The sequence below is a fragment of the Streptomyces sp. NPDC086554 genome (genome assembly GCF_040686095.1).
Taxonomy (GTDB): domain Bacteria; phylum Actinomycetota; class Actinomycetes; order Streptomycetales; family Streptomycetaceae; genus Streptomyces.
The window spans coordinates 56,953-71,864 of the sequence record NZ_JBFBJK010000019.1 but is presented as its reverse complement, the minus strand read 5'-3'; the positions used below and the strand labels follow the sequence as shown (position 1 = coordinate 71,864).

The 14,912-nt window shown below is 71.4% G+C and carries 13 protein-coding genes; 7 read left to right on the top strand and 6 right to left on the bottom strand.

What is annotated here, in order from left to right:
- The first annotated feature begins 65 nt into the window (after positions 1-65).
- On the top strand, positions 66-743 hold the full coding sequence (locus tag AB0O76_RS28755) for a hypothetical protein (protein ID WP_365496852.1): 678 nt from the start codon (positions 66-68) through the stop codon (positions 741-743).
- A gap of 32 nt (positions 744-775) precedes the next feature.
- Here AB0O76_RS28755 and AB0O76_RS28750 read toward each other — a convergent pair whose 3' ends face one another.
- Entirely contained in the window at positions 776-3,196 is a 2,421-nt protein-coding gene (locus AB0O76_RS28750; RefSeq protein ID WP_365496851.1) for a SpoIIE family protein phosphatase, read from the bottom strand.
- Between the two features lie 312 nt (positions 3,197-3,508).
- On the opposite strand from AB0O76_RS28750, the gene AB0O76_RS28745 reads away from it, so the two are divergent.
- From AB0O76_RS28745 to AB0O76_RS28730, 4 genes are all read left to right on the top strand, one after another.
- On the top strand, positions 3,509-4,576 hold the full coding sequence (locus AB0O76_RS28745) for a serine hydrolase domain-containing protein (protein WP_365497112.1): 1,068 nt from the start codon (positions 3,509-3,511) through the stop codon (positions 4,574-4,576).
- 107 nt (positions 4,577-4,683) lie between these two features.
- Positions 4,684-5,556 carry an ABC transporter ATP-binding protein gene (locus AB0O76_RS28740; protein WP_365496849.1) on the top strand — a complete coding sequence of 291 codons (873 nt, stop codon included), beginning with the start codon at positions 4,684-4,686 and terminating at the stop codon, positions 5,554-5,556.
- Positions 5,553-6,545, top strand: coding sequence for an iron-siderophore ABC transporter substrate-binding protein (locus AB0O76_RS28735; RefSeq protein WP_365496847.1), 993 nt, complete (start codon positions 5,553-5,555; stop codon positions 6,543-6,545). The genes AB0O76_RS28740 and AB0O76_RS28735 overlap by 4 nt, the downstream gene beginning before the upstream one ends.
- Positions 6,546-6,549: 4 nt before the next feature.
- A complete protein-coding gene (locus tag AB0O76_RS28730) occupies positions 6,550-8,613 on the top strand; it encodes an iron ABC transporter permease (RefSeq protein ID WP_365496845.1) in 2,064 nt (687 codons plus the stop codon).
- Here the strand turns inward: AB0O76_RS28730 and AB0O76_RS28725 are convergent.
- The 3 genes from AB0O76_RS28725 to AB0O76_RS28715 are packed head-to-tail and all read right to left on the bottom strand — an operon-like array spanning position 8,582 to position 11,215.
- Entirely contained in the window at positions 8,582-9,631 is a 1,050-nt protein-coding gene (locus AB0O76_RS28725) for an endonuclease/exonuclease/phosphatase family protein (RefSeq protein WP_365496843.1), read from the bottom strand. The genes AB0O76_RS28730 and AB0O76_RS28725 overlap by 32 nt on opposite strands.
- Before the next feature lie 26 nt (positions 9,632-9,657).
- A complete protein-coding gene (locus AB0O76_RS28720) occupies positions 9,658-10,068 on the bottom strand; it encodes an ACT domain-containing protein (protein ID WP_365496841.1) in 411 nt (136 codons plus the stop codon).
- A gap of 31 nt (positions 10,069-10,099) precedes the next feature.
- Positions 10,100-11,215 (bottom strand): M20 family metallopeptidase, encoded by a 1,116-nt coding sequence (locus AB0O76_RS28715; RefSeq protein ID WP_365497110.1) that lies wholly within the window; start codon positions 11,213-11,215, stop codon positions 10,100-10,102.
- A gap of 184 nt (positions 11,216-11,399) precedes the next feature.
- Here AB0O76_RS28715 and AB0O76_RS28710 point away from each other — a divergent pair, with 184 nt between their 5' ends.
- A complete protein-coding gene (locus AB0O76_RS28710) occupies positions 11,400-12,641 on the top strand; it encodes a glycosyltransferase (RefSeq protein WP_365496839.1) in 1,242 nt (413 codons plus the stop codon).
- A 183-nt stretch (positions 12,642-12,824) separates the two neighbouring features.
- Positions 12,825-13,232: a hypothetical protein gene (locus AB0O76_RS28705; RefSeq protein WP_365496837.1), complete on the top strand. Its 408-nt coding sequence runs from the start codon at positions 12,825-12,827 to the stop codon at positions 13,230-13,232.
- Positions 13,233-13,349: 117 nt separating this feature from the next.
- Here the strand turns inward: AB0O76_RS28705 and AB0O76_RS28700 are convergent, their stop codons facing one another.
- Together AB0O76_RS28700 and AB0O76_RS28695 are read right to left on the bottom strand one after the other, a co-directional pair.
- Positions 13,350-14,390 carry a DUF6745 domain-containing protein gene (locus tag AB0O76_RS28700; RefSeq protein ID WP_365496835.1) on the bottom strand — a complete coding sequence of 347 codons (1,041 nt, stop codon included), beginning with the start codon at positions 14,388-14,390 and terminating at the stop codon, positions 13,350-13,352.
- A gap of 67 nt (positions 14,391-14,457) precedes the next feature.
- Positions 14,458-14,784: a hypothetical protein gene (locus tag AB0O76_RS28695; RefSeq protein WP_365496833.1), complete on the bottom strand. Its 327-nt coding sequence runs from the start codon at positions 14,782-14,784 to the stop codon at positions 14,458-14,460.
- Between the last annotated feature and the right edge of the window lie 128 nt (positions 14,785-14,912).

The window sequence follows — 14,912 nt, the reverse complement described above, 5'->3', positions numbered from 1 at the left end:
CCCTCGTTCTTTACTGAGCCCCATCTGTTGCCAACCGCCGTACGGCGAAGTCCAGGGGGCCATGCATGGGTGATGTGAGCACCCCCGAGGCCGCCGAGCCCACTCGCCCGCCGACACCTTGCGCACCACGCTGCTCAGCCGCGGCTATCTGCGCCTGCTGCTGCTCTGTGTGGTGGTGGCCGCTGCCCGCGCTGCTCCTCGCCGGGCTGATCCTCGCGCCCATCGTGCTCGCCACCACCGGATCCACCGCGGCGATCTCCACGATCCTCGGCGGCCCGGTCGTGGCCTCAGTGATGGTCGTCGAGGCCGCCGGGCTCGGCAGCACCCAGCTGGTCATCCTGTTGCTGCCCTGCCTGCTCGCCAGCGCGACGGGCGCACTCGTCTTCACCGGCTTCGGCAAATGGACCGGCCTCTCGGTCGGCGGCCTGCAGCTCCCCCAACTGCCGCCCGACGTCAACCCGGACGCGGGCGACTTCCTGTGGGGCGTCCCCGCCGCAGTCCTGATCGCCGCGATCGGCATCGCCTGCTCCGGACTCCCCGGACTCGGTACGACACCGGGCCTGGCCCTCGGTCTCGCGGCCGCCGCCGGCATCACCGGACTGCCGCTCACCAGCGCCATCCTCGCGGTCCTGCTGCTCGGCGACGACGCGTACAACCAGATGCCGCTGATCGTGACCGCCTCGGTCGCCGCCTTCATCACCGCTCAGCTGCTGCGGCGCCGTGACTCCGCGGAACCTGACTGACCTCAGGGCGTGCGCGAGGTGTTCAGCTCGGCCTACGACGTCCGCGCGCTGCTCGACGGGGGGCAGCGGGGTTGGCGGCCGCCCGCCCCCTCGGGGATCTCCTGCTCGGCCCAGATCGTCTTGCCCTGCCGGGTGTAGCGGCAGCCCCACCGCGTGGTGAGCTGGGCGACCAGGTACAGGCCACGGCCGCCCTCGTCGGTGAGCAGGGCGCGGCGCATGCGCGGCTGGGTGGCGCTCGGGTCGGAGACCTCGCAGATCAGGCTGCCCGCGCGGATCAGGCGTACCTCGACCGGGCCACCGGCGTAAGTGATGGCGTTGGTGACCAGTTCGCTCAGCACGAGTTCGGTGGTGAAGGCAAGGTCCGTGAGGCCCCAGACCTCCAGTTGCCGGGCTGTGGCCCCGCGTACGTCGGCGACGGCGGCCGGGTCGGCGGCCACCGGCCAGACCACCTGGTCCTCGGGCGGCAGCGCATGGGTGCGGGCGAGCAGCAGGGTGATGTCGTCGGTCAGGTGGTGGGAGGGGCGTGCGGAGACGATGTCCAGGCCGAGTTCCCGCAGCGGGGTGTCGAAGACGCCCGGCCCCGACAGACGGCGGGTCAGCTCGGCCATGCCTTCGTCGAGATCGCGCTCGCGGCTCTCGATCAGACCGTCGGTGTAGAGGGCGATGATGCTCTCCGGCTCCACATCGACCTCGGCCACTTCGAAGGGCAGGCCACCCACGCCCAAGGGCGGACCGGGATTCACGGGCACGAAGGTGACGGTCCCGTCCTGCGCCGCCACGGCGGGCGGAGGGTGCCCGGCGGAGGCCACACTGCACCGCCGGGACACCGGGTCGTAGACGGCGTACAGGCAGGTGGCGCCGATCGGGTCGGGCCGCGGGCGGGTGCGTTCCGCCGCGTCATCGGACTGCTCGGGTTCGTCGGTCTCCACGCGGAGTTGGGAGACCAGATCGTCGAGGTGCTCAAGGAGCTCGTCCGGTTCGAGATCGAGGTCGGCGAGGGTGCGGACCGCGGTGTGCAGACGCCCCATCGTGGCCGTGGCCCCGAGGCCGTGGCCGACGACGTCGCCCGCGACCAGGGCGACACGGGCGGACGACAGCGGGATCACGTCGAACCAGTCGCCGCCGACACCGGTGCCCGTGTCCGCCGGCAGATACGCACCCGCGGTGGTCACGGCGACGGTCTCGGCCTGCGACGGCGGCAGCAGGCTGCGTTGCAGGCCCACGGACGCGCGGTGTTCGCGGGTGTAGCGGCGGGCGTTGTCCAGGGCCAGGGCGGCATGTCCGGCGATCTCCCGCAGCAGCTCCAAGTCGGCTGCCTCGTACGACGGTTCGCCTGCCTCGCGGTGGACGGCCACGCGTCCGAGCACGCTGCCCCGCGCGCTCAGCGGGACGGTCATCGAGGTGAGCAGATCGTCGGGGTTCGCCGGATCGTCGGGACTGGCCTGGACGACACTGTCGCGGGGCGCCTCGGCCGATGTCCGCCCGGCCACGGCGGTCCGCCGCAGCGGCATGCTGCCGTCCGGGGCGGGGGCCGGCTCCTCACCGGTGAACACGGCCTCCGCGATCTCCACCACGGCGAGGTCGGCCAAGGCGGGCACCAGTGCAGCGGCCAGGTCCTCGGCCGTACCGGCCACCGACAGCGAGGCACCGACGGCCGCGGTCGCGCGGTGCAGTACGGCCAGGCGCTCGCCTGCGCGGCGCAGCTCGGTGACATCCGTGAACAGCGCGGTCACGCCGAACACCTGCCCGTCGGCATCCTGCAGCCGGAACGCCGAGATGGCCATCACCGCGCCGCCCCCGGGGTCCTCGCTGGTCCGGACCGTCTCCTCCACCCGGACGAGCGGAAGCCCCGTCCGCAGCACCTCCCGCAACCGCTGTTCAACGGCCGCGGCATCCTTGGCCTGCAGGAAGTCCCCAAGGCGACGGCCGCGCAGTTCCGTCGGGAGACCCGTGTACGGGAGCAGATGGGTGTTCGTCCTGACCAGCCGCAGCTCCTCGTCGAAGACGGCGAGGCCAAGACGGTCCTGCAGGAACAGCTCCCTGGTGAACGCCTGGTCCTGCCGCCACCGGTCCGCGGTCCTCGCGGGGGCGGCGAGCACGAAGTACCGGGCGGGATCCGCAGGAGCCCCGTCGCTCACGGAGGCGTCCATGAGCGGCAGGACCTGGAACTCGACCTTCAGCTCCCCGCCTTCGCCGGTACGCACCACGGCCTCGCCGGACCAGGCTCCTGACCGCAGCTCAGCCGGTGGTGGTCCCGGCCCGGCGCCGGGGTCCTTGAGCAGCTCACGGAGGCGGCGCCCGCAGACCTTGTCGGCGGGCAGGGAGAACAGTTCCTCCGCCGCCGGCGTCCACCCGATGATCTGGCCCTTCGCGTCGAGCAGCGCCCCGGCGGCCCCATCGGCGAACGGCAGCCCGGGGTGCACCGGAGCGAAGGGCAGGATCTCTTCGTCCACCTCGTGCTCTGCCTCCCTCAGGGGCCGGGTTCCACTCCATCATCCCTCCGCTGGCCGCGCCCGCCAGTCCTCACCGTCTTCGCAGGTCGGCAATGGGGGGGTTACCCCTACCCCGAGCGGGCTGCCAGCAGGATCGTCCCGGGCGGCCGCCGCCGGAAATGCTGGGTCCGGCATATGCCGGAAGTTTTCCGACGATTCCGTGGGAGTTGGCCCGTGCGTGAGCAGACATGGCAGAGGTTTGGTCCTTCCGAGCGGCAGCGGGGTGGCCGGCGCAGAGCCGCGCGGGCCGCGGCCGCGGTGGCCGTCGGCGCCATGACGGTGGGTGTCCTCGCGTCTCCGGCGGCGTCCGCCGCCGCCAGGCAGGACGAGGTGCAGCAGGGTCTGAACGCGCTGGTCCGCTCCGACGGCGTACCGGCCGCCCTGGCGAGCGTCAAGGACGACCGCGAGGGCCACAGCCGTACGTACACCGCGGGGGTCGGCGACCTGGCCACGGGCTCGAAGGTGCCCAGGGACGGTCAGGTGCGGATCGGCAGCAACACCAAGACGTTCACCGCGGTGGTCGTGCTGCAACTGGTCGGCGAAGGGAGGATCGGCCTCGACGCCCCGGTCGACACCTATCTGCCGGGCCTCGTCCGCGGGGAGGGCATCGACGGACGCCACATCACCGTCCGTCAGCTCCTGCAGCACACCAGCGGACTGCCCAACTACGTCAAGTACCTCGCCGGCGAACCCCGGTACTACGCGCCCCACGAGCTCCTCGACCTCGCCCTCCAGCACAAGGCGGACTTCGCTCCCGGGGCGAAATGGAAGTACAGCAACACGAATTACGTGCTGGCCGGCCTGATCGTCGAAAAGGTCACCGGCCACTCCGTCGCCGAAGAGATCGACCGGCGCGTCATCGAACGCATCGGGCTGCGCCACACCTACTTCCCCGCCCCCGGCGACGCGACCATCCGCGAACCCCACCCCAAGGGCTACGACCGGGATTCCGCAGGCGCCCCGCTGGACGTCACGGAATTCGACCCGTCCTGGGGCTGGGCGGCAGGCCAGATGATCTCCACCAACTCCGACCTCAACCGCTTCTTCACCGCGCTCCTGGCCGGCCGCCTCCTCCCGGCGGCCCAGCTCGCCGAGATGCGCACCACCGTCCCCGCCGAATACTTCGGCCCGGGAGCCCGCTACGGACTCGGCCTCGTGAGCCGGCCCTTGTCGTGTGGCGGCGTCTATTGGGGCCACGGCGGCAGCACCACGGGCTACGAGACCCGGGGCGGCGCCACGGGCGACGGCCGCGCCGCCAACGTCGCGGTGACCGTCCAGCCGCCCGACAAGGCAGTCATGAAGCATGTCGATGGCGTCGTGGACACGGCCCTCTGCCGCTGATTCCCCACCGCCTGGGGACCGGCCGATGTGCCGAACCAGTTGCTCGGGAACCCCTGGGTTCGGAACCACTGCATTCAAGCCACTTAGGTTAGGCTAACCTTCATCGCGTGAAAGCTGGTGAGCAAAAAGTCGGTTCCGCACGTTCGCGTGGGCGTGAACGTGGGCATGAGCTGGCCGCCGAAGATGTGACCGTGGCGTACGACGGTGTTGACGTCGTGCACGATGCCGCCGTCTCCCTCAGGCCCGGTGAAGTGACCGCGCTCGCGGGGCCCAACGGCAGCGGCAAGTCGACGCTGCTGCGTGCGTTGGCGCGGCTGCAGAGTGCCCGGACGGGAACACTGACGTTCGACGGTGGCACCGACGGGCTCGCCCTCACCTCCCGGCAGTTCGCGCGGCACGTCGCTCTGCTGACCCAGGCGCGGCCCACACCCAGCGGGCTGACCGTGCGGGACGTCGTCGAGTTCGGGCGGTATCCCTACCGGGGCCGGTGGGGCCGGGCCGATCCCGAAGGGCCCGACGCGGTGGACCGGGCGCTGCGCATGACGGGCGTCGAGGACCTCGCCGGGCGCGGTGCCGACCAGCTCTCCGGAGGGCAGCTCCAGCGCGTCTGGCTCGCGAGCTGTCTCGCCCAGGAGACCGGCGTGCTGCTTCTGGACGAGCCCACGACGTATCTCGATCTGCGCTATCAGGTCGAACTCCTCGATCTCATACGCGACTTGGCGGACGACCACGCGATCGCCGTCGGTGTCGTCCTGCACGACCTCGACCAGGCGGCGGCCGTCGCCGACCGGATCGCCCTGCTCCACGCGGGGCGGATCATCGCCGACGGCGCCCCCGAGGACGTACTGACGCCGGAACGCCTCACCGACACGTACGGCATCCGCATCGATGTCGACACCGACCCGCTGACCGGTCGCCTGCGCACCCGCGCCATCGGCCGCCACCACACTCGCACCGAAAGGCTCCGCACCACCTCATGAGACGACTCATCAGAACCGCGGCCGTCGTCACCGCCGCCGCCCTCTCCCTGGCCGCCTGCGGAACGACCGAGCCCGCGTCCGACGGCGCGGACAAGGCCACCGACCAGATCAAACTCACCGACGCGACCGGCGCGAAGGTGACGCTCGACGGCCCCGCGAAGAAGGTCGTGGGCACCGAGTGGAACGTCGTCGAGAGCCTCGTCTCCCTCGGCGTCGACCCCGTCGGCGTCTCCGACGTCAAGGGCTACAAGACGTGGGACTCCGTCGTCCCCCTCAAGAACACCCCCAAGAACACCCCCAAGGACATCGGCACCCGCGGCGAGCCGAGCATGGAGACGATCGCCTCGCTCAAGCCGGACCTCATCCTCGCCACGACCGACCTGCCTGCCTCCGCGGTGAAGCAGCTGAAGAAGGTCGGCCCCGTCCTCACGGTGCGCCCCGCCGACGCGTCCGACCCGATCGGGCAGATGACGGAGAACCTCGACCTCATCGCCAAGGCAACGGGCAAGGAGAAGCAGGCGGCCGCTCTCAACAAGCAGTTCGAGGCCAAGATCGCCGCCGGCAAGAAGAAGCTCGACAAGGCCGGTCTCGCCGGGACGAAGATCGCCTTCGCCGACGGCTACGTCGCCTCCAACCAGGTCTCGATCCGCCCCTACACCGACGGCTCCCTCATCGGTGACGTCAACAAGCGGCTCGGCCTGAAGAACGCCTGGAAGATGAAGGGCGACAAGGACTACGGGCTCGCCACCACCGACGTCGAAGGCCTCACCGGCCTCGGCGACGACGTCCAGTTCGCCTACATCGGGGGCGAGAGCAGCGGCGACCGTGACCCGTTCGCCAAGGACCTCGCCAAGAACGCCGTCTGGAAGTCGCTGCCGTTCGTGAAGGCCGGTGACGTCCACCAACTGCCCGACGGCATCTGGATGTTCGGCGGACCCGAGTCGATGGGCGCGTACATCGACGCCCTCACCGACGCCCTGACGAAGTAGCGCCATGGCCGTCACCGCACCGACCACCGCGACCCGCACGTCGGCGGCGTCCAGGACGGGCGCGGCCGCGGTGACGGCCGGACTGCTGCTCCTGGTCGCCGTCCTCGCCGTCGTCGACATCACGCAGGGCACGGCCGACGTCGCCGCGCAGGAGATAGTCAAGGCGCTCACCGGCCGCGCCGACGCGGGCGACTCCTCCGTCGTCATCGCCTCGCGCCTGCCCCGGATGGCCGCCGGTCTCCTCGTCGGCGTCTGCCTGGGCATGGCGGGCGCCGCACTGCAGGCCGTGAGCCGCAACGTGCTCGCCGCACCGGACACCCTCGCGGTGAACGCCGGTTCCTACCTGGGGCTCGGCCTGCTCGCCGTCACCGGTACGTCGCTGCCGCTGCTCGCCTCCTCCGGGGTCGCGTTCGTCGGCGGGCTCGCGGCCGCGGCGGTCGTGCTCAGCCTTTCCGGGCTCGGCACCGGCACGGTGCGCCTCGTCCTCGCCGGAAGCGCCCTCGCCCTCGGCCTCGGCTCCATCACCGAAGGGCTGCTCCTGCTGTTCCCCGAGGAGACCGACGGCCTCTACCAGTGGAACCAGGGCAGCATCGGGCAGAACGGCTTCAGCGGCGTACTGCAGATGGCGCCCATCGCCGTAGTGAGCCTCGTCGGTCTTCTGCTGCTCGCCCGCCGCGTCGACGCTCTCGCTCTGGGGGACGACGCCGCCCGCGGGCTCGGCGTACCCGTCCGCTCCACCCGCGTCACGGTGGTGGTGCTCGCGGCGCTGCTCTCCGCCGCGTCGGTGACGCTCGCCGGGCCGATCGGGTTCGTGGGGCTCTGCGCACCGGCGCTGGTGCGGCCGCTCGGCCGCAGGTTCAAGGGCTTTGTGCGGGCGCGCGGGACCATACCGGTCGCCGGTCTGGTCGGCGCAGGCCTCGTCCTCGGTTCGGACGTGCTCCTGCGGTCCCTCATCACCGCCGAGACCGCGGTCGCGGTGCCCACGGGAGTCGTCACCAGCCTGGTGGGAGCCGTGTTCCTCATGGTGATGGCCGTGCGGGTGCGGGACACCGGAGCCGCCGGCGCGATGGACCGGCTGCGCATCCCGAGCCGGACCGCCTTTCTCATCACCCTGGTGGTGCTTGTCGCCGTACTCGTCGGCCTGACCATCGCCTCCGTGCTCCTCGGCGACGCGAAGCTGCTCCTTGGGGACGTGGTCAACTGGGCCCGGGGCCGGGCGGGTCAGACCGTCACCTTCGTGCTCGACACAAGGGTTCCGCGGGTGCTCGCCGCGCTCTCCGCGGGCGCGGCGCTCGCCCTGTCGGGGACGCTCGTGCAGGCGGTGACGCGTAATCCGCTGGCCGAGCCCGGCATTCTCGGTGTGTCGGGCGGGGCCGCACTCGGCGCCGTACTGCTCGTCACCACCGTGCCGCTCGCCGGGTCGTGGGGCATCGCGGGAGCGGCGTTCACCGGCGCCCTGCTCGCCTCCGCCGTCGTCTTCGGCCTGGCCGCCCGGGGCGGATTCCAGCAGAACCGTCTCGTCCTCGTCGGCGTGGCCGTGTCCACCGGGACGACGGCGCTCATCAGCCTGCTCATCGTCCTCACCGACCCGTTCAACGCGACCAAGGCGCTCACCTGGCTTTCGGGTTCGACCTACGGGCGGAGCCTGACCGACATTGCGCCGCTCGCCGTCGTGCTCGCCGTCGGTGTGGCCGTGGCGTTCGCGCGGCGTACGGAACTCGACCTCGTCTCCCTCGACGACGACACCCCGCGGCTCCTCGGGCTGCAACTGGCCGGCGGACGCTTCGGGTTCCTCCTGCTGAGCGTGCTCCTGAGCGCGACCGCCGTCGCCGCCGCGGGCACCATCGGCTTCGTCGGGCTCGTGGCACCGCATGCGGCACGCGCGCTCGTGGGACGCCGGCATGTGCGGGTGCTTCCGGTGGCCATGATCCTCGGGGCGGCTCTCGTCGGCGTCGCGGATCTGTTGGGGCGCACACTGATCGCGCCCGCTCAGCTGGGCGCGGGACTCATGACGGCGGTGGTCGGGACGCCGTACTTCATGCATCTGCTCTTCCGCAGCAGAGCCTGATGTCGGCGGCGATCGGCAGGTGGTCGCTGCCGGTGGCGGGCAGCGTCCTCACGTGGGTGACGGTCGCCGCCCGGGTCAGGACGTGGTCGATCCGGGACACGGGGAAGGCCGTGGGCCAGCTGAAGGCGAAGTCCCGCCCCACCGGGTCCATCCGCGAGGTGACCGGGCCCAACCCCCGGTCGTCCACCGTGCTGTTGAGGTCACCCAGCAGGATCACCCGGTCGAGGCGCTCGGCCGCCAGGGCCGCGGCAAGGAGCCCGGCGCTCTCGTCCCGCCGCCCGGAACCGAAGCCGCTCCAGCCGACCCGGACCGAGGGCAAGTGGGCGACGTACACCGCGACATCACCCTGTGGCACCCGCATCCTCGCCCGCACCGCGCGTTGCCAGCCATCGCCGATCCCCTTCGGCTTGATGTCGAGCGGCCGGACGTCCGACAGCGGGTACTTCGACCACAGGCCGACCGTGCCTTCGACCGCACGGTAGGGGTACGTCGGTGCCAGCGCCCTCTCGTAGACCGGCAGGGCGGACGGTGTCAGCTCCTCCAGGGCGACGAGTTCCGGTTCTGCCTCGATCAGGGCACGTGCGGTGCCCGCCGGGTCGGCATTCACGTCGCTGACGTTGTGCTGGACCGCCGTGATGTCGTGGGCGCCGCGGTCCTCCGGCAGCAGCGGCCCGCCGAACAGGCTCCCCCAGACGGTGACGGGAAGCAGCAGCGCGACCAGCGCGGTGGCCGAGCGGCGCAGCAGCGCAAGCACGAACAGCAGCGGAACGGCGAGGCCGAGCCAGGGAAGAAACGTCTCCAGCAGGCTGCCGACGCGGCCGACGGAGTTGGGCACGGCGGAAGGGAACGCCAGCAGCCCGGCGGTGAGCACGGCCAGGCCAGCGAGCACCCGGCCACGCTTCCAGGGCGACCGGCCTGCCGCGTCCGTGCCCCAACGCGGCCACTCGATGCGCCGCAGCCACTTCGGACCATCTTTGCGCCCTGCCCGCGACGCCGCATCGCTCTCCACCCGCTGCATGCCTGCAACGACGCACCACCCTGTGATCAGGTTCCGGACCGGCCGCGCAGGGCCGTGGCCTGGAGCAGACGCACGGCTTCCTCCGCCCGCTCGTGGGGCACGAAGAGGTGATCGTGGTGGAAACCGGCTACGACATTGCAGCTCAGGTCGGCCCGGGCGAGTTCGCCGGCGATGGCGGCGGTGAGGCCGACGGCCTCCAGGGCGGAGTGGATGCGCAGGGTGATCCAGCCCGCGACATAGTCGTACGGGAGCCCGGCCCTGTCCGCGTCCTCCTGCCGCAGCACGAGCGTCAGCCCCTCCTCTTCCAGGACCGTGACCACCGGGTCGACGCCCGCGGGAACCGTGCGGCCCGGGCCGACGGTGAAGACGTAGCGTCCCGGGTTGAGTTGGGGCCGCATGCCGCTCAGCAGCTTCGCGAGGTCGGTTTCTCCAGACATGTCGGCATGTTAGCGGGAGCGCACTGAACCGCTAGGCGGTGCTCGCCGAGCCCGAACCCCCGCGCAGTGCCTTCACCAGGCCGGTGACAAGGTTCGCCCGCTCGGCCATGGCGTCGATCACCAGGTACTCGTGGTCGGCGTGCGCACCGCCCCCGACCGCGCCGAGGCCGTCGAGTGTCGGCACGCCCAGCGCGGCGGTGAAGTTGCCGTCGCTGCCGCCACCGACCGCCACGCCCTCGATACCGGGAAGCAACTGCCGTGCCAGGGCGATGAGTTCGGTCGACGCCGACTCGGGCATCGGGGGCCGGCCGACGGCTCCCTGAACCGCGATCTCCGCCTCGTCGAGATGCGGGACCAGCGACGCGAAGGCGGACTCGATCCGTTCCTTCTCCTCGTCCGACTCGACACGGACGTCGACGACGACGGTCGCCTCCGCGGGCACGACGTTGTCCAGCGTTCCCGCCGCCGCGACGGTCGGGGTGACGGTCGTGCCGATCTCGGGGCGGCCAAGCGCCGCGATGTGCAGCACCTGATGCGCCGCTTCGACTAGGGCGTTGACCCCGGCCGCCGGCTCGAGGCCGGCGTGCGACGCGCGGCCCGTGACGGAGACCTGGAAGGTGCCGCAGCCCTTGCGACCGGTCTTCAGGGCCCCGCCGTCAGCGGCGCCCTCGAAGACGAGGACCGCGCCGCAGGCAAGGGCTCGCTCCTCGATGAGGGCGCGGGAGGAACGGGAGCCGACCTCTTCGTCGGCGGTCACCAGAATCTCGACGCCCGACCGGTCATCGAGCGCCGCCAGACCATGAATGGCCTGCACGAGACCGCCGAGCATGTCAAAGACCCCGGGGCCGGTCGCCTTGCCGTCCTCGACCTTGAACGGACGGCGTGCGAGGGTGCCGAGCGGAAACACCGTGTCGTGGTGACCGAGGATCAGCACGCGCGGATCGCCACCACCCGACCAGTGAACATGCGGCCCGGCTTCGCTCTCGACGAGGACGGCCTGCCCGCCGATGCGGTTCTCGATGACGGCGGCGACGGCTTTGGCCGATGCCGTCAAGGCGTCCCGATCGCGCGACGGAGACTCGATTTCGACGAGTGTCCTGAGGTCATCGATCATCGCGTCGGCATTCACATCGGCGCTCTTGTACATCGTCACGTCACAAGGGTACGCGGCACGGTGAGAACCCCTGCGAACCAAAAAAGGGCAAGGAGAGCACTCGCTCCTTGCCACTCTCAACTTATAGCGCCCCATGGGGCTTGCGGCAAGGCCCCGGTCGTGCCGCAGAATCTCCGGCCTGAGCAGGATTCTGCGGGAATGGGAAATGGGAGTACGAATGCGCGTGTTGTTGGCGGCCTATGATTCGCGCGGAGGCGTCGAACCGCTGGTGGGGCTCGCGGTGCGGTTGCGGGAACTCGGCGCGGAAGTGCGGGTGTGCGCGCCGCCGGACGAGGAGTTCACGCAGCGCCTCGCCGGGGTCGGCGTGGAGGTGGTGCCTACCGGCAAGTCGGTGCGCGCATTGGCCACCGGCAAGACGCGGCCGACGGCGGCAGGCGTTCCCCGGCGCGCGGCCGAGCTGGTCGTCGCGTTCCATGACAACGTCACCGCCGCGGCCGAGGGGTGCGATGTGCTGGTGGCCACCGGCATCGTGCCTGCCGTGGCCGGTGTGAAGTCGGCCGCCGAGAAACTGGGCATCCCTTACGTGTACGCCAGCCACCAGCCCGTCACCCTGCCGTCGCCGCACCACCCGCCGCTCGCGCGGCCGGGCCATCCGCTCCCAGCGGATGTGACCGACAACCAGGCGCTGTGGGACCAGGAAGCCCTGGACGCTCAGGCGGTGTTCGGCGAAGCGGTCAACACGCACCGGGCGTCGGTCGGCCTGCCGCTGGTGGACAACGTCCGCGACCATGTCTTCACCGACCGCCCGTGGCTTGCCACGGACCCGGTCCTGGCGCCGTGGCCGCAGCCGGCGGACCTCGAAGTCGTACAGACCGGCGCCTGGGTCCTGCCGGACGAACGGCCGCTGCCCGCCGACCTGGTGGCGTTCCTGGACGCCGGTGCACCGCCGGTGTACGTCGGCTTCGGCAGCATTCCCATGCGCGATCCGGAGGACGTCGCCCGGGCGGCCGTCGAGGCGATCCGTGCGCAGGGCCGCCGCGCGGTCGTCGGGAGCGGCTGGGCCGGTCTCTCCCTGATCGACGACGCCGACGACTGCTTCGTCGTCGGTGAGGTCAACCATCAAGCGCTGTTCCGCCGGGTGGCGGCCGTCGTCCACCACGGCGGCGCGGGCACCACGACGACGGCCACCTGGGCCGGTACGCCTCAGGTCGTGGTGCCCCAGTTCGGGGATCAGCCGTACTTCGCGGGCCGGGTGGCCGAGTTGGGCATCGGTGCGGCGCACGACGGTCCGACGCCGACCTTCGAGTCCCTGTCCACCGCGCTCAAGACGGCCCTGACTCCCGAGACCGGCGCACGGGCGACTGCCGTGGCCGGCATGTTCCGCACCGACGGGGCGACGGTCGCCGCGAAACTCCTGATCGGCATCATCAGCCAGGAGAGGCGGCCGGATTCCGTGTGATGATGCGTGGCGCTGCTCCGGATGTTCTACAGCGGTAGTTGACGCATACCGCCAGAGTTCACGCACATCTTCCGCCGTGGGTTGACGTGCGGTCCGGCCCGCTTCCCTACCTTCTTGTCTGCGGCCGACGCGCCGCCGCCCACGGTTGACCGCCGTGGGCGACCTCAGACAGGGGGAACCAGAGTGCGTACACGTACACGCATCGTTCCGTTCGTTTTCGCCGCCGTCATGTTGGGTGGCGGGACGGCTGCCGCGGCGACCGCTTCGGGGGGCGGCGTCGCCCCGCAGGACGTGCAGGCCCAGTCCTGCTACGGCAGTGCGAAGGGCTACACGGCCGTCGGCAACGGCGTCGACCGGGCGTACTGGCCCGACTCCGGGTGGAAGTACACCACCAGCAACTGCGCGGACATCAACGTCAAGACCAACTACACCCGCACGGTCCGCGCCTGCTGGAAGGACATTCCCTGCAGCGGCTGGGTGACCGCGCCCAAGGGCCAGTGGACCGTGGTCAAGAACAACGTCCCGAACGGGTGGGGCTTCTACCTGGAGTTCAAGGGCGGCAACAACTCGACGGGGAAGGCCGCCTTCTGAGATTCTCCGAGGTCTTCTGAGGTCTTGTGAGACCTACGGCGGTCCGGGGCCCGGTCGAGTCGGGTCGGGTCCCGTTCCGCCGTTCCGCCGTGTCGGCATGTCGCCCAGGCCTTCCGGTCAGGTCTGCCGGACCGGGTCGTACACATCCGCGTGCAGACCGAACGTCCAGGCCACGCCCTCCTTCGCCGTACGCGTCGTGGGTGGGACGCGCAGCCAGTAGGTGCGGCTCGTGCCGTCCGGTTCCGGCGTGGAGTTGATCACCTCGACCATCACGACGTCCTCGTCGCCGACCAGTTGGATGCGCCACAGCACGCCCGTCTCGTCGCGGTGCACGGGCTCCGCGCCCGACTCGGTCAGGTACCGGTCGTAGCCGTAGTGCTCCAGCATCACGCGGCGCAGTTCCGCGTTCTCCTCGGCGCGGATGCGCGCGGGGGTCAGCGCGGAGAGTTCGTCCAGGAACTCGCCCGGCACCGGCATGCCGCGCCAGGCGTGCAGGGCGAAGCCGTCAGGGAAGGCGAGCGCGGGGCCGTCGGCGCGGTCCAGGCTGCCTGCCTCGTCGCGGTGCAGTTCCGTGGGGCGCTCGCAGAGGATCGCCTCGCGCTCGAAGGGCCACCACCAGCCCGCGGAGCGGGCCACCGCAGCGAGTCCGTCCAGGGGGCTGCCCTCGGAGGTGTCGAAGGCGCACAGCCACGCCGCCTCGTGCTGGCCGAGCACCGCGTCAAGCAGGACGAGGCGGATGGACACCTCGTCGTTGCCGCTGCCGTCCGCCAGTTCGTCCACCACGCCGGTGCGGATCCGGGAGGTGAGCGCCTGGGTGGTGTCCCAGAGGCGGGCGCCGGTCGCGTTCCAGCGTTCGCCCCAGCCGGACGGGCCCAACTGACCGTGCAGACGGTCGCGTTCGGCCGCCCATGGGTTGCTGCGGATCGTGTCGCGCACGCTGCGGCCCAGGGTGTCCCGCTCCGCCGTGACGAGCCGCACGGCCTCGCGGGGTGAAGCGGCCCACCGGATGCGCTCGGGTTCGGGGAGCCCGGCCCTGCGGTAGGCCAGGCGCACCCCGGCCTCGGCCGCCGGGCGGTCCGCGGGACCGGTGGCCGCCGTCACCTGCCGCCAGTGCCCGACATCCGGCTGCTGCAGGGGTGTCCGCTCAGCGGTCGTCATGTCGTCCGTCTCCTTCATGTCGTGCCTGCCCGTCCCGGTTCCTGGTCGCGTTCCGTCGGCGCGGGGTTCAGTCGGCCACCAGGCGTACGGAACCGGGTACGTACTCGCGCTGGCGGACCACTCGGTACCAGCCCTTCGGCAGCGGGATCGCCGCATGCTCCTCGTGGACCACGCGCCCTCCGTCGGGCAGATGGAGCAGCATCGGGCCGAACGGGCCCGATGCGCGGAGGAGTTGTCCCGGTCCCACCACGGCGTGCGCGTGTCCCGTCACCTCGCCGAGGGCAAGCACGAGCCGGCCGCGCGCGTCCCTCGGCTCCTGCGGCACGTCCGCGATGTGCGGCGGCAGCGCCGACTCCGCGACGGGCACGATCAGCACGTCTCCCTGCCGGTACATGGGTCTTCCCCTCCCCGCGGCGCACGGTGCACCGCCCATGACATCCGACCGTACGGCGAGGGTCTGACAACGGCCGTCGAGCGGCGGCCTGGCAGCGCCGTCGCGGGCCCTGCGGCGTGCGTTGTCAG

Excerpts from the sequence above, each read along its gene's own strand:
- AB0O76_RS28730 (WP_365496845.1), top strand. The coding sequence starts at position 6,550 with ATGGCCGTCACCGCACCGACCACCGCGACCCGCACGTCGGCGGCGTCC.
- AB0O76_RS28700 (WP_365496835.1), bottom strand. The coding sequence starts at position 14,390 with ATGACGACCGCTGAGCGGACACCCCTGCAGCAGCCGGATGTCGGGCAC.
- AB0O76_RS28720 (WP_365496841.1), bottom strand. The coding sequence starts at position 10,068 with ATGTCTGGAGAAACCGACCTCGCGAAGCTGCTGAGCGGCATGCGGCCC.
- AB0O76_RS28710 (WP_365496839.1), top strand. The coding sequence starts at position 11,400 with ATGCGCGTGTTGTTGGCGGCCTATGATTCGCGCGGAGGCGTCGAACCG.
- AB0O76_RS28735 (WP_365496847.1), top strand. The coding sequence starts at position 5,553 with ATGAGACGACTCATCAGAACCGCGGCCGTCGTCACCGCCGCCGCCCTC.
- AB0O76_RS28745 (WP_365497112.1), top strand. The coding sequence starts at position 3,509 with ATGACGGTGGGTGTCCTCGCGTCTCCGGCGGCGTCCGCCGCCGCCAGG.
- AB0O76_RS28715 (WP_365497110.1), bottom strand. The coding sequence starts at position 11,215 with ATGTACAAGAGCGCCGATGTGAATGCCGACGCGATGATCGATGACCTC.
- AB0O76_RS28755 (WP_365496852.1), top strand. The coding sequence starts at position 66 with ATGGGTGATGTGAGCACCCCCGAGGCCGCCGAGCCCACTCGCCCGCCG.
- AB0O76_RS28725 (WP_365496843.1), bottom strand. The coding sequence starts at position 9,631 with ATGCAGCGGGTGGAGAGCGATGCGGCGTCGCGGGCAGGGCGCAAAGAT.
- AB0O76_RS28695 (WP_365496833.1), bottom strand. The coding sequence starts at position 14,784 with ATGTACCGGCAGGGAGACGTGCTGATCGTGCCCGTCGCGGAGTCGGCG.